15 protein-coding genes are annotated in these 14385 nt (G+C 61.1%); 3 read left to right on the top strand and 12 right to left on the bottom strand.

All coding sequences use genetic code 11. From position 1 onward, the window contains the following. Positions 1-72: 72 nt before the first annotated feature. Both K3728_07295 and fabA read right to left on the bottom strand, forming a co-directional pair. The gene (locus K3728_07295; protein ID UWQ97014.1) at positions 73-375 is read right to left on the bottom strand and encodes a hypothetical protein; all 303 of its coding nucleotides are present in this window, start codon (positions 373-375) and stop codon (positions 73-75) included. Between the two features lie 105 nt (positions 376-480). Next, positions 481-990: a bifunctional 3-hydroxydecanoyl-ACP dehydratase/trans-2-decenoyl-ACP isomerase gene (gene fabA, locus K3728_07290; protein UWQ97013.1), complete on the bottom strand. Its 510-nt coding sequence runs from the start codon at positions 988-990 to the stop codon at positions 481-483. Positions 991-1171: 181 nt separating this feature from the next. Here fabA and K3728_07285 point away from each other — a divergent pair, with 181 nt between their 5' ends. From K3728_07285 to typA, 3 genes are all read left to right on the top strand, one after another. Further along, a complete protein-coding gene (locus K3728_07285; GenBank protein UWQ97012.1) occupies positions 1172-1597 on the top strand; it encodes a transcriptional repressor in 426 nt (141 codons plus the stop codon). Next, positions 1560-2744, top strand: coding sequence for an ATP-binding protein (locus K3728_07280; protein ID UWQ97011.1), 1185 nt, complete (start codon positions 1560-1562; stop codon positions 2742-2744). The genes K3728_07285 and K3728_07280 overlap by 38 nt, the downstream gene beginning before the upstream one ends. 91 nt (positions 2745-2835) lie before the next feature. Next, a complete protein-coding gene (gene typA / locus K3728_07275; GenBank protein ID UWQ97010.1) occupies positions 2836-4653 on the top strand; it encodes a translational GTPase TypA in 1818 nt (605 codons plus the stop codon). A 72-nt stretch (positions 4654-4725) separates the two neighbouring features. Here the strand turns inward: typA and cysE are convergent, their stop codons facing one another. From cysE to K3728_07225, 10 genes are all read right to left on the bottom strand, one after another. Further along, on the bottom strand, positions 4726-5556 hold the full coding sequence (gene cysE / locus K3728_07270) for a serine O-acetyltransferase (protein ID UWQ97009.1): 831 nt from the start codon (positions 5554-5556) through the stop codon (positions 4726-4728). Positions 5557-5655: 99 nt separating this feature from the next. Then, positions 5656-6363: a DUF2793 domain-containing protein gene (locus K3728_07265; protein UWQ97008.1), complete on the bottom strand. Its 708-nt coding sequence runs from the start codon at positions 6361-6363 to the stop codon at positions 5656-5658. After that, positions 6356-10813: a glycoside hydrolase TIM-barrel-like domain-containing protein gene (locus K3728_07260; GenBank protein UWQ97007.1), complete on the bottom strand. Its 4458-nt coding sequence runs from the start codon at positions 10811-10813 to the stop codon at positions 6356-6358. The genes K3728_07265 and K3728_07260 overlap by 8 nt, the downstream gene beginning before the upstream one ends. A 1-nt stretch (position 10814) precedes the next feature. After that, complete coding sequence (locus tag K3728_07255) at positions 10815-11249, bottom strand: C40 family peptidase (GenBank protein ID UWQ97006.1); 435 nt, start codon at positions 11247-11249, stop codon at positions 10815-10817. Beyond that, positions 11246-12124, bottom strand: a complete 879-nt coding sequence (locus tag K3728_07250) for a DUF2163 domain-containing protein (protein ID UWQ97005.1) — start codon at positions 12122-12124, stop codon at positions 11246-11248. The genes K3728_07255 and K3728_07250 overlap by 4 nt, the downstream gene beginning before the upstream one ends. Beyond that, positions 12121-12753, bottom strand: a complete 633-nt coding sequence (locus K3728_07245) for a DUF2460 domain-containing protein (protein ID UWQ97004.1) — start codon at positions 12751-12753, stop codon at positions 12121-12123. The genes K3728_07250 and K3728_07245 overlap by 4 nt, the downstream gene beginning before the upstream one ends. A 12-nt stretch (positions 12754-12765) precedes the next feature. Next, entirely contained in the window at positions 12766-13425 is a 660-nt protein-coding gene (locus K3728_07240) for a phage tail tape measure protein (GenBank protein ID UWQ97479.1), read from the bottom strand. Continuing rightward, complete coding sequence (locus K3728_07235) at positions 13418-13642, bottom strand: phage tail assembly chaperone (GenBank protein UWQ97003.1); 225 nt, start codon at positions 13640-13642, stop codon at positions 13418-13420. Before K3728_07235 ends, K3728_07240 begins: the two co-directional genes overlap by 8 nt. Then, a complete protein-coding gene (locus K3728_07230; GenBank protein UWQ97002.1) occupies positions 13639-13956 on the bottom strand; it encodes a gene transfer agent family protein in 318 nt (105 codons plus the stop codon). Before K3728_07230 ends, K3728_07235 begins: the two co-directional genes overlap by 4 nt. 3 nt (positions 13957-13959) lie before the next feature. Beyond that, on the bottom strand, positions 13960-14373 hold the full coding sequence (locus K3728_07225) for a phage major tail protein, TP901-1 family (protein ID UWQ97001.1): 414 nt from the start codon (positions 14371-14373) through the stop codon (positions 13960-13962). Positions 14374-14385: the final 12 nt, after the last annotated feature.

Raw genomic sequence — 14385 nt, 5'->3', positions numbered from 1 at the left:
CCCTCCTGTTTGGGACGGGTTCTAGGCAGGCCGCCCCCCGCAGGCAAGGCCAGTGCCGATACGGTCAGGACCCTAAGGCGCGCGCTGCCGTTCTTGTGCCCCGAGGGCTGCGGGATGCCCCTTCCCCCAGACCCGCTGCACATCGCGCGCAATAAGCTTGCGCTGGATGCGGTCCAGTTCCCGCAACGCCTGATCCGGGCATCCCGTGGATCGCAGCGCCTTGGCAAAGGCCCGCTCCACTGATTTGGCGCGCCACGGCAAAACCGCCTGCGTCGTCCAGGCCCGCAACTTCGGGGGAAGTTTATCAAAGTCCCGCATCGGCGTGCCAGACCGCTTGCGGGCCCGAAGGCTCGTGGCCCCGCGATTGCTTCTCATGGGTGATCCATTGGCTAGGTTCAGTCGCAAACACAATATGTTATCACATAACATACGCAACACGAAAAAAATGCGCCCTTGAGCAATCCCCAAGGGCGCCGCGCCTTAGCTTTCGCTCAAGGCCACCTTCATGTCTTTCACCACGTAAATCACCTCACCATCGGCTTCGACCCGGCCATCGGCCACGCCCATCGTCAGGCGGCGGGTTTGGATCGCCTTGGTGAAATCCACGTAATAGGTCAGCATCTTACGGTCCGGCCGCACCATGCCCGTCAGCTTCACTTCGCCCACGCCCAACGCATAACCGCGACCCTGCCAGCCGCGCCAGCCAAGGTTGAAGCCCGTCAATTGCCACAGACCATCAAGGCCCAAGCACCCCGGCATGATCGGGTTTCCGGGGAAATGGCAGTCGAAAAACCAAGCGTCTGGCTTGATGTCAAACTCGGCCACGACATGACCTTTGCCATGCTCACCGCCATCGCCCGAGATATCGGTGATGCGGTCCATCATCAGCATTGGCGGCTCTGGCAGTTGGGCATTGCCCTCGCCAAACAGCTCTCCGCGCGCGCAGCGCAGAAGTTCATCGCGGTCAAAGCTCGTTGGATAATTGGACATAGGGGCCCCTGCTCTTCGTGTTTCTTGCCGCTTGCGGCTTACACAACACCTATCACTGCGCCTAATTCCGGCGCAAGTGCGCCCTATTTTGCATGATAATGCACAGGATGTATTGGCATTTGCAAAGCGCTCGCAATAGGCCATATATGTGGGGAACACCTAATAGAAAGCCACGGGCACCATGACCCCCGAAGCTCTTGAACGCTCTCAGACCTGGCTCGGCCAGGCCGAACTCCGCCCCACTCGCCAACGCCTTGCGCTGGCGTCCTTGCTGGTGGGCGATGGCCAAGATCGCCACGTTACGGCGGAAGGCCTGCACGAGGCAGTCCTTGGCACTGGCGACAAGGTGTCCTTGGCAACTGTCTACAACACGCTGCGCGCCTTCTGCGATGCGGGCTTGATGCAAGAAGTGACCGTGGACGGAAACCGCAGCTACTTTGATACCCGTGTGGATGACCACCCACACTTCTACCTAGAAGGCTGTGGCTCGCTCAAAGACGCGCCAGCGGCTGAATTGGAGATCAAAAGCCTTCCCGATGTTCCCGAAGGGTTCGAGGTTGCGAAAGTCGATGTCGTCATTCGCCTCCGTCGCAAAAACTGTTCCTGACATGGCGCCGTTGATCGACCCGGCAGCAGCCAAGGGTTACGTAGCATCGCCGCACCCCCAAAACGATCGCCGCGTCGCGGCCCTGCACGCCTATGACATCCTCGATACCGAGCGCGAGGCCGAATATGATTCCGTGGTCGAGCTGATCGCTCGGATTTGCGATGTGCCCTTTGCGGTCATCAACTTTATCGATCAAGACAGGCAGTGGTTTAAAGCCGAAGTGGGCCTTGGCACCCGAGAATTGGCGTTGGACGAATCCATTTGCGCCCATGCCCTGCTGTTGGACGACTTCATGGAAATCCCCGACACGCTGTCCGATGATCGGCTGTGCGGTAACCCGCTTTGTATGGACGAGCCGAACCTGCGGTTTTACGCCGGCGCTCTGCTGAAAACGGCTGATGGCCTGCCCCTTGGGACGCTCTGCGTGCTTGACCAAAAGCCCCGCACCTTGACCGATTTGCAGCGCGACACCCTGAAGGTCATGGCCGAACAGGTAATGCGTCAGTTGGAACTGCGCCTTGCCCTGCGCCGCGAAGAAATGTTGCGGCTAGAGGTGGACCACCGGGTGAAAAACTCGCTTCAATCCGTGTCTGCGATGGCCCGGATTCAGGCGCGGGTTATGACCGATGAAGGCGCGCGCCACGCCCTGACCCTGATGCAGCAGCGCATCGAGATCATCGCCGCCCTGCACACGGCGCTGTACAAAACCAACGCAGGCGAACGGATTGATATCGCGGAATATTTGACCTCGGTCGTGGAGCTGATTAGCGGCGCTCTTTCGCCGAACCTGACATTGACGCTCGACACGACGTGCAAGGATGCCACGATGACGTCTCAGGAAGCCGCGGCTTTGGGGCTGATCGTGGCAGAGCTGTCGGCCAACTCGCAAAAGCACGGCTTCGCCGATGGCCGCGCTGGTGAAATAACGCTGAAACTAACGCAGACGCCCGATGGTGAGCTGGTTCTGGCCTACGACGATAACGGCCAAGGCAGTGCCGCAGCCAGCACCGACGAGAATGCGGATAGTAGCGGCGGCATGGGCACGTCGATCATCGAAATGCTTGCAGATCAGTTGGGCGGCACCTTTTCTGCCGACATCAACGCGGACGGCTATCACAGCGTTCTGCGCTTCCGCGCCGCGGCGTGACTTCCCCTTTTTCGCTAGCCATCGACGCGAAAAACCCCTAAGCGCCCCCCAAAGCCCTACAGCAACACTTCTTTAGTTAAAGGCCATCGTAATGGACCTCCGTAATATCGCGATCATCGCGCACGTTGACCACGGCAAGACCACATTGGTGGACGAGCTACTGAAACAATCCGGCGCTTTCCGGGAAAATCAGGCCGTCGCCGAACGCGCCATGGACAGCAACGACCTTGAGCGCGAGCGCGGGATCACCATTTTCGCCAAGCCCACTTCGCTGGAATGGAAGGGCACGCGGATCAACATCGTTGATACCCCCGGCCACGCCGATTTCGGTGGCGAGGTAGAGCGTATCTTGTCGATGGTAGACGGCGTCGTGCTGCTGGTGGACGCGGCCGAAGGCCCGATGCCTCAGACCAAATTCGTGACCTCCAAGGCGCTTGCCCTTGGCCTGCGCCCGATCGTGGTTCTGAACAAAGTGGACAAACCCGACGCAGAGCCTGACCGCGCGCTGGACGAGGTGTTTGACCTCTTCTCCTCGCTGGACGCCGACGAAGACCAGCTGGACTTCCCGCATATGTACGCCTCGGGCCGCTCCGGTTGGGCCGATCACGAACTCGACGGGCCGCGCAAAGACCTGCACGCGCTGTTCAACCTGATCGTGAACCACGTCCCCACGCCCAAGCAGATCAACCATCAAGACGATGACTTCCGCATGTTGGCGACCACCCTTGGCGCGGACCCTTTCGTGGGCCGCCTGTTGACGGGTCGTGTGGAATCCGGCCGCCTCAAAGTTGGCCAAACGGTTCAGACCCTTTCGCGCCTTGGTGAGAAAATCGAACAGTTCCGCGTCACCCGCATCCAAGCCTTCCGGGGCCTTGCGCAACAAGACATCGACGAAGCGCTGGCAGGGGACATCGTGTCCCTCGCGGGGATGACGAAATCCACCGTTGCCGACACCATCTGCGCCCTGGCTGTGGATGAGCCGCTGGAAGCTCAACCCATTGATCCGCCTACCATTACCGTGACTTTCGGCATCAACGATTCGCCACTTGCGGGACGTGACGGGAAGAAGGTGCAATCGCGCGTTATCCGTGAGCGTCTGATGAAAGAGGCGGAATCAAACGTCGCCATCAAGATTTCGGACACGCCGGGCGGCGAAGCCTTTGAGGTCGCCGGACGTGGCGAACTTCAGATGGGCGTTCTGATCGAAAACATGCGCCGCGAAGGGTTCGAGCTGTCGATCTCTCGCCCGCAGGTGCTGTTCCGCGAAATCGACGGTGTGCGCCATGAGCCCATCGAAGAAGTCACCATCGACGTGGATGACGAATACTCCGGCGCGGTGATCGAAAAGCTGACGGGCGGACGCCGGGGCGAGCTGGCCGAGATGAAACAAGCGGGCGCGGGCAAAACCCGCATCATCGCCCATGTTCCGTCCCGTGGCCTGATCGGCTACCACGGCGAATTTCTGACCGACACGCGCGGCACCGGCGTTCTGAACCGTGTGTTCCACGAATGGGCACCGTACAAAGGCGCGATCCCCGGTCGCCGCCAAGGTGTTCTTATCTCTATGGAAAATGGCTCTTCGGTAGCGTTTGCCCTGTGGAACCTGGAAGATCGTGGCAAGATGTTCATCGGCGCTCAGGCTCCGGTCTATACCGGTATGATCATTGGCGAGCATTCCCGCGACAACGATCTGGAAGTGAACCCGTTGAAGGGCAAAAAGCTGACCAACGTGCGCGCCTCCGGCACCGACGAGGCGGTCAAACTGACCACGCCCGTCACCATGACGCTGGAGCAAGCCATCGCCTATATCGACGATGACGAATTGGTCGAAGTGACGCCAAACGCGGTTCGCCTGCGCAAGCGTCACCTTGACCCGCATGAGCGCAAGCGCGCCTCTCGCGCGGGCTAAGACGCTGGCATAGAACGCAAAAAGCCCCCGCATGGTGATCCATGCGGGGGCTTTCTTTTGTCATCTCAGAATCTAAAGCGCGCTAGCTGGCCCGCCAAACAGGTGATCCATCGTCATGGAGGGCTGATCGCACCCGGCCTCTCCCACGATCTTCGCAGGCACCCCTGCCACGGTCTTCATCGGCGGTACGGCGGACAACACCACCGAGCCCGCCGCGATGCGCGAGCAATGGCCGATCTCGATATTGCCAAGCACTTTCGCACCGGCCCCGATCAACACGCCATTGCCAATTTTTGGGTGGCGATCCTCTTCCTCTTTACCGGTGCCGCCCAAGGTGACGGAGTGCAGCATTGAGACATTGTCGCCCACCACCGCGGTTTCACCGATCACAATGGAATGCGCGTGGTCGATCATGATCCCTTGCCCCACGCGCGCCGCCGGATGGATATCCACGCCAAAGACTTCGCTCACCCGCATCTGGATGAAATAAGACAGGTCGCGACGCCCCTGACGCCACAGCCAATGGCCGACACGGTAGGCGGTGATCGCTTGGAAGCCCTTGAAAAACAACAAAGGTTGCAGGAACCGATGGCAGGCGGGATCGCGGTCGAAGACCGCCACAATATCCGCACGCGCCTGCGCCCCAAGGCTGGCGTCCGAGGCAAAAGCCTCATCCGCAATCTCGCGCAGCAGCTGCTCGGACATCTCAGAGGACGCGAGCTTTTGCGCCACGCGATACGCGAGGGCCTTCTCAAGAGAGGGATGGTGGAGGACGCAAGCATGGACCAACCCGCCGAGCAATGGCTCAGAGGCGATGGCGGTCGTGGCTTCCTCGGTGATCCTTGTCCAAACGGGATCAACTTCCGAGATATGGGTCCGGTCGTTGGGTTGAGTGCGCGCCATGGGCCGCCTCCTTTGCGATACGTTGAAACCAGAATAGGCGAGCGCACCGCAAAGGTCCATAAAACGATAACGTGTAGACTGTTAGGTGAAGTTACAGTTTTACACAGGATCGGGCAGCGACAATTCCGCGTAGTGGGCGATTAATCGGATCGTTCCGCCCGCGAAATTGCCCCCCTGGGCGGTAATTTCCAGCGCCGTGGGGGACCAATAGACCTGTGGCGCGCCGGGGCCGCTGACCCAAGAATTCAGGGCCGTGCCAAGGCCCGATCCATAGCGCTGCAAATCGCCCGAGACCCCGATATCCCATGTTGTCGCGGCCCCCGTGATGGCCGAAATGACCCGCCCCGTGATGCCGTAAGCAATTGACCTAGCAGGGAAAACAACGGGCGTTGTGACGCTTGCGCTGGCGGTTAGAGGCACGTCGAACTCTGCGCTCGTCAACCCGACCGAGGCGCCGCCCGGCGTCAACGTCTGCGCGCCCACGCGCCACGTGGCCCCGTCAAAAATCGCCAGCGATCCCGCGTCCAGCACCACCGCGCGCCAGCCCCGTTGCGCCGGCACGAAAATCCAGCCGCCGCCAGACGCGATGGCCACCGCCCCCTCCTGCCCGGCCCAGGCATTCACCGCGCCCGACGGCACGGCGTAGGTAAGCCCGTCAGACGCCGCCGGGGGCGTGGTTTCCGAGATCGATTGCAAGCGCAACTGCGCCAGTCCATCCAAGCGCATCAGCGCCTCGTTCACAGTGACATGCTTTTGCGCTTGAGCCGGTGCCAATAACGGCAGCGCCAGTTCTGGAGTGTCAGTCATTGATCTGAATCCTTGCAATTGGCCCCGCCCCGAACCGTTCGGAGACTTGAGCGACCTCGATGGAGTAGTCCGTGAGCGTGCCATCGCTGGCACGCATCGCGTCGGTGTAGGTGAAGGCGGGCGCGCTCAGCACCTCTTCCCGGCGGATCGTTTGAGCGTCCGATATCCGTAGAATGTACTGCTCGGACGCCTCGCCAAGGGGCACATCAGTGCCATCCCAACTATCCGCATCAATCCGTGACCGTCGGATCCAGGTGATGTCACGCGCCGTTCCGCTATGGCTGCTACGCAGGTGAGCGGGGCTATAAGGGCGCAGGCCAATACCTTGGAACGCAACGACTCTTTCCACGTAACTCGGATCATCCACGGACCTGCGCGACGGGCCGACGCGCCAATAGCGCTCTAACCCGCGGGCAGAACTGGCCAGATCGACCTGCCCCACCGCCCCGTCCAGAAGCACGAACAGACTGCCCTCTGGCCAAACGTCGGGGATCACCGCATCGGTGCCTTGCTGGCCCCGCAGGCGCATCGCGATCTCCCATGTATCGGGGCCCACAAGCGTTGCCTCGGCAAACTGCATGACCTCCCAAATGTCATCTTCGCCCGAGCCAATCGCCGCCGCGTTACCGCCCGCAAGAACGGCTGACAGTTCCGCCGAAGACAGGCCCCCGGTCTCCAGCCGTATTTGCACCGCGCCTGCCCGGTCCCAAATCCCCGGCTCTTGGCGATGCAGCGGTTGCAACAGCGTACCCACGACGGCGGGGCGTTCCACCAGCCGGTTCAGGGCAAACCCATCGGGGCCCGCCGCGGAATAGACCGCCGCCGATCCGGGCCAAGGGTCTGCGGCAACGGCCAAATGCGGTGCATGTTCAACCTCGTCCCCCGTCAACAGCGGCAGATCGAGGAACACCGGCGTGACCGGCAGCGGCGGCACGAAGGCGGCAAAACTGGCCGCTTCTTCCACCTCATCCGATGGGAAAGAGGTCGAGGGTTCGACCCGGACCGCCTCTAGCTGACGAAAGCCCCGATCTTCTACACGATCGACGCGCCACGTATGGCCGTCCTCAGTTGCGATCAAGGCCCCGGCCCCCAAGGCGCGCTCCGACGGGGGCAGCGCAAAGCGCAGCGTATCTTGGGCCACCCGCCCCTCGGCCAACCATCGCTCGGCCATGCCCTGCCCTTCAACAGAGGTCAGCGCCAGCGGAAGATCAACGTCGTTTACCTGATCGGCTCCGTCACCGGGATAGACCGCTTCTGCCACCTTTTCTTCATAGCTGCCCTCGGCCTCGGTATAGCCAATGCGCAAGCGTCCAACGGTTTCCGCTTCGGGCGCGCGGGCATGGGTGAATCCGCCCTCCCCATCGTCATCGCGCGCCGTCAGTGGGGCCTCGATCACTTTTTCTGGCTCTTGCGGGACTGGTAAAAACACCAGCTTTCCGTCGCGCTCAACCGCGTGGAAACCATAGGCGAGCATCAACGGCTGTAACCGCGCCCGCGCACTTTGCGTCTGCGCCGAGACATGGCCCCGCACCAATCCAAAAAGCTTCGAAACATCATAATCACGGATGCCCGCCTCTTCGCAGATTTCCGACACCACCAGGTCCAGCGGCTGCGCATCCAACCGTCCCGTTAACCAATGCCCCTTCGCCCAATTCTCCCCATCGCTCCACCGTTCTCTGTCGTTGGGAAAGGCAGGCCACACCCGTGCGTCCCAGGCCCAAGCGTGGGCCCGCCCCATATCAAGCATCGGCCCATCATATTGATCGGACAGAGGATTTCGCCCTTCTTCCGCCCAATAGCCCATGGTGGCGCGCAGGTACTGCGCTTGGATCAGATCATCGCGCCGACCATTGGAGTATTTGGGAATGCCGCTTTCCGCCGATTTCGGATCAAGGAAGCGGTTGGGCTGGTTCGTGCCCTTATCAATGGCCGCGCAGCCGAACTCCGTAAACCAGATCGGCTTGGATTTCGGCACCCATAGCGACTGCCCGGAAAGAGACTCTACGGAGACCTGCGACACCTGCTGAACCACGCCCGCAAGAGTGTTAATTGAGTGCCCGTTGAACCCGACCGAGATGCGCCATCCCTTGAGCCCCGACTGCATCGGGCCTGTGCCGATCAAATCCTCCGGCACCACGTCTATCTGATAGTCTACCCACCCATCCGCGACCTTCAGCCCGTCTATCGTCGCCAAGATACTGTAGCCGCCATACCCGCCGTCATCTCGGATGCCCAATGCGAACACCATAAAGCGATGCGACTGGCCACTGGCGAGGGGCGCCGTCAACCGCGTCCGCACCGTCAACCGGACCCGTTGACCCGGAATAAACGGGCGATAGCCACGTTCACTCATGATGCGATATGTGTCGCGAACCTCAAGCACCTTACCTTCGCCTGCCACGGTTTCGACCGTCGCCTCGGCATAGGCCGCCGTAAACCCGACTTGGCTATCAAGAGAGCTTTCTCCAAAGGGATAGCTTGCGGCCCAATAATCATCGTCGTTGCTGAACGCCCCATCGAACGGCAGTGTCGAGGTGAGGGGCGTCGTGGCCAGTTGATAACCGTCGCGGCGGTCCAAGTGCGGGTTGGTCCACCAATTGCGCAAATCCTTGAAACGGTAGATCCAATCCTGCCCAAAGGCGCCGTCTTCGATCACATCACGGCGCTGCGCCGCTTCGGCCTCGGGACCGGAGTAATACCAGTCGTACCCCTCCCCGCCCTCAATATTGGATTTCAGGTAATCGAGCGAATGGATCGGGCCCTTCTCGTAATCCAGATGCGCGTTTCCCTCGCGCCAATCGCTCATCGGCATGTAATTGTCGATAGCGACCATATCGATGTTTTCATCGGCCCAAAGCGCATCGAGGTGGTAGTAGACATCGCCTGATCCGTCTTGGGGATGATAACCGAAATACTCCGTCCAATCAGCCGCATAGGTGATCTTCGCCTCAGGCAGTAGCGCGCGCACTTCGGCGGCGAGCGCGATGTAGGCATCCACCGCAGGAAACCCCTCATCGTCGCGCATTTGCGTCAACCCGCGCATTTCAGAGCCGATGCAGAACGCCTCCACCCCGCCCGCCTGTGCACACAGCGCGGCGCAATGCAGAATGAAGCGGCTGTAGCTCCATTCCGCCGGACCAGAATAGCCGACGCCCGCATACCCGGTGCTAAAGTCCGTGGCTTTCGCGGTGCCAAAAAACGCCTCGATGGCCGTGCGATTTGCTGCGGTTTTATCGGTGGTGCCAGGCAAGCCAGCTGCTACATCTCCGGTTATCCGGCCCCTCCAAGGCAACGCGGGCTGTTCATCGGCGCCGTAAGGGTCGGGCAAACCGTTGCCTTCCAACACTTCCATCAGCAAGAACGGATAAAATGTGACCTCTTGGCCGCCCTCATGGATCGCCTCAATCGCCTCCAGGATCGAGGCATCGGCAGGCGTGCCGCCATAAATCGCGCGCCCATCAACCTGCGCAATCTCCTCGGCCATTTGCCGGATAATCCCGCCCGCGCGCCATGGCATTTCCAATCCGTCATAGTCGCCCTGCTCCACCTTCGGGCGCACCTCGCAATGGCCCGCTCGCAGGTCATCGCCGAACCACGAATAGATCAACGAGACCGACTCGAGATTGGGCAAAGAGCCCCGCAAATGTTCCAGGGATTGAGAAAAATCCGTCACCCCGCCTTCCGCACTCACATTGGTGGAGGACCCTCTGGCAAGGCCAAAGCGGCGGCTCACCGGGGTGGTGGCCAGCGCGTATTCTCCTGTGCCGGGCATCAGCGCGACGGCGCGGATCGCCTCTGCTGCACTGGGCACATGGGGGGCTTTGGGCTGAGCCGGTCGCACCACTTCAAAGGCGAATTGCGGCACGCGGTTACCATAGGGCGTCAGGTCGAGATCTTCGAAAACGATATAGGCGGTGCCGCGATAGGCGGGCACAGCGCCGTCCCCCTCGACCGCCTCAAGCAGCGGATCGGGCATCTGATCTTCGGTTCCCTTGTAAAGCCGCCAAGTGACAGCTTCGCGGTCAATTTCCACCCCGTCCGCCCAGATCCTGCCAATCCGCGCGATCTTCCCCTCACACAAAGCCACTGCAAGGCTGATGCTGTAGGAATAGGTCGTGGTCTGCGGCTGCGGTGGCGCGCCCTTGCCGCTGCCGCCGCTAGTGTTCGCATGCTCTTGGAACTGCGTGGCCCAGATCACGTGGCCACCCAACCGCATCCGCCCATAAAGCTGCACAATCGGCGCCCCTTCCCCCGCGCCGGTGATCCGAAGGCGATCAGTCTGTCCAACCTCGATCGGCTCCGAGCCGCTCCCCAAAAGTCGTTGGTCAATCACCCGACCAATGGTCGCGCCAACGGCACGGCCAAGCACGGCACCGGTCATGCCAAGAATGGGGGCTTGAATGAGCCCCCCAGCCGCCGCACCGGCGGCGGAAAGGAGAAGGGTAGCCATATCAGTTATTCCTTTCGGGGAAGGCGAAACGCGCCGCAACGCGCCGTGCCCAAGGGGGCGTCAAAGCGCCCTCGGTGACGCCGCGCCCGGAATAGGCATGTATGAATCGGGGCTCGGTATCGGCCTGCGTTTGCAAACCCACATGCTTCGCGACCGCACCATTGCGCATTCGGAAAATCAGAACGTCGCCAGCCGCGGCCTCTCTTAAAGGCTTTTTGATCAAATGCTTACGCGCCGATTGCAGTAACCGTTCCTCGTGTGAGGTTTCGGACCAGTCATTGGTGTAGGCTGGCACTGGCGCAGGCAAATCTCCGTAAAGCTCGCGCCACACCCCCAGCAAAAGGCCAAGGCAGTCACATCCCGCGCCTTTGCAGGCGGCCTGATGCACATATGGCGTTCCCAGCCAGGCCCTCGCCGCGCTGACCACGTCATTCATCGGAGCGATCCACCATTTCGCGACGAAAGCCGTGTCGGATGCGCGGCCTGCCAATCGTCACCCGGAATGTCAGGGAAGCCTTGGAAGTTAACGAGGTTAACGAACTTCAGCCGACAGGTTTCCATGCGCTTGTCGCACCCTGCCGTCAGCCGAACGCTATCACCCGGTGCAATCGGCAGGCGTAGACTGTCCCACAGCTCGACCTTGCGAACGCCCTCCTCCACGCGGTCCAACTTCACCGCGCCGGACAGGCCCGCTGCGGCCCCGGTCAGCACTTGCAAGCGCCCGCGCTCAAACCACCGCGGCTCAAACGCCACCAATCCGTCAAAGGTGAACATGCGCCCGTCGGTCATGCTCACCGTCGCCTCTGTCACGTAGCCCGCTGTTTCTAGGTCGAACCCGCATTTCCTGTCCCCCAATACGGCCTGACAATTGCGCTGAAAAACGCGGCCTGTCGGCACGTTCATCCGCTCCGCGAGGCCGCGCAGCTCGGCCGAAAAGGCGCCATTGGCCCGCGTGATCTCTCCAATGGTGCCGCGAAATTGCAGAACCCGGTTTTCGGGGGCAGCCCATTGCACCAGCCACGCCTCAACCTCGGCGCTATCAAAGCGCCCGGCGAAGATGTCATCTTCGGTGATGGCCCCGTCCGAAAGCGCTCCCACGGCCTCTGTGTTATCGACCGACAGCCCGGTGGTTTGGGTGAGCGCGGCGGCACTAAGCCCCGTGCCTGCACGAAAGGTTGTGCCGTCGAAAGACAGGTCACAATCGTGGTCTGTAAACCCGTACTGGGTGCCATCAACTCGGGTCACCCGCCAGCATCTCGACACGCCTGTTGCGCCGGTTTTCAGGTGAATATCAAGCTCTTGAACACTCATATTCTGATCTCCACAACGGGAACATTGGGCACTTCACCGGCCTGAAATGACGCAACAGACGTTTGGATTACATCCGTGTCGAATCGCACCGGGACGTCGAATTCAAAGCCCGCCGTGACCTCTACATTCTGGGGCGGCGCATCCACGAAAGTGATCTCTCCGCTGGTGTAATTGATGGTGAAATGCACGTCCGCGACCAGTTCATCCACCGACACGCCCGCCAGCACTGTCCCTTTCACCGGTTTCGTTAACGGCCGCGCATAAGAGTTAATGCCCGATTGGTAGGTCTTGCTCAGTTGGAACGTTCTAGTTTCTCCATCGCCGGTCCCAATACGCTGATCCCGGAACGTAGGATCGGCTGAAGGGAGGCAGGATTTAAAGTCAGACCAATCCTTCCACCGAAACCCATAAAGCTGGCCGCGACGGGCCTCGAAGAAGTCGATCATCAGCGCGATATCATCGAGTGAGCGCATTGAGACGCCCGCATCATAGCGCCTGCGTGAATGCGCCCACGGCGTGTTGCGTTCTTCGAACCCGTTGGTCAGCGCAACCACCTCTGTGCGACGCTCGGGCCCGCCGACGGAACCGAAGCTCAAATTTGCAGGAAAGCGAACCTCATGAAATCCCATGGCTTTTCTCCCCTATCGGTTGCGTTGACCACGTGCCAAAGCACGTTGCATCTGTGCGGCCACCTGGCTGGAAGACCGCTGGAAACCAGCCACATCGGGCGAGGTAATATTCATCGTGACATGCACTGGCCCACCGCCGCCGCCCGCCGCCGCGACCCCCAGCTTGCCGTCGGGTCCGCGTCGCAAGGGCATGATCGCCTCCGGCCCCGCTTCGCCCATCAGCCCCGTGCCGCCACGCATGGGGAAAGTCATCGGTCCGCTCACCACGCCGCCCCGTGCAAACGGCATGACCCGTCCCTGGCTGATCGCGCCGCCTTTCTCGAAAGGCAAAATCCCGCTGAGCAAATTGTTAACGCCGTCGCCCAAAACCGACCCGACGGCGTTTTGAACCGGGCGCATCGCGGTGTTGTAGGCTGCGTCGACCATGCTCGTGGCCACGTTTCGCAAGGCATCAGACAAGCGCATTCCGTCGAACACCACGCCGTCAAAAGCCCGCCGCAACCCGCCGCCAATGGCCCGGCTCATCGAGCTGACCTCGCGCCCGGTATAGAGCATGGCGCCCTGCATTTCCCGCAGTTCCCCTTGGAACGCCGCCGCCATCGACGTCGCCCCCGCAAGGCTCGTTTCCAGCTCTGCAATCTCGGTATCAAAGCGGCTGAGAGTGTCATCCATCTCTGTCATATCCGTCCTCATTTCTTGTGTCTGGGAACCTCGAAAGAAGCGCTTCAAACGCATCTCTTCGCAAAGGGGCCGCGCCGTTTTCGGGGCCAAGTAGGATCAAGAACTCTACCGGCGTCATCACCCAGAAATCCGCAGGCGACAGGCCAAGCCCCTGAAAAGCCACGCGCATTAGGGCAGGCCAATCGAAACCGACGGGGGGGCTGCTCATGAGGGCACCGGGCGAAAGGCCAGGATCAGAAGCCGCGCTGCAATCTTTGCCGCCTCTAGAATGCCGCCCTCAATCTCGGCCTCCAGCAGGTCTTCCATCTGGCCCCGCCAGCCGCCGCCGCGCAGGCCGGCGCAAACCAACGCAAGCACATCCGCAGACTTCAACCCGTCCCCCTCGAACCGGGCGACCATCTGGCTCAGAGATCCCGCCCCCAGCCATTCTTCCAGCTCCGCCAACGCCCCTAGCGTCAGCTTTGCGGTTTGCCGTTCCCCGTTTAAGGTTAACGCCACTTCGCCTGTCCAAGGGTTCGCCATGGCTCAGATCGCCGTAAAGGTTAACGCGCCCGCCGACGCCATGGAGATTTCGTAGGTCGCCTCGCCGTCGTGGGTGCCCGCGTATTCGATGGAGCTGATCTGAAACGCCCCCTCCACGATGCCGAAATCGGGGATCACGACCTGGAAATCGGGCATCCCGCCCTCAAAGAAAATGTCCCGCGCCCGTTCGTCCGTGGAGGCGTCCCGAAAGATGCCAGAGCCGCTGATCGAGGCTGATTTCACCCCCGCCCCACGCAGCAATTCCCGCCACCCGCCGGTGCTTTCCAGGCTGGTTACATCCACGCTTTCGCTGTTGAACGACAGACGCGAGGCACGCAGCCCTGCCATCGTCTCGAACACGCCGTTGCCGTCCATGTCTACCTTCACCAGAAGGTCTTTTCCGTTCTGTGCCGTCATGGGATTTCTCCA

It is taken from the genome of Rhodobacteraceae bacterium M385 (genome assembly GCA_025141835.1).
Lineage (GTDB): Bacteria > Pseudomonadota > Alphaproteobacteria > Rhodobacterales > Rhodobacteraceae > Gymnodinialimonas.
The sequence above is the reverse complement of the archived record's forward strand: the minus strand, read 5'-3'. Positions and strand labels throughout refer to the sequence as shown.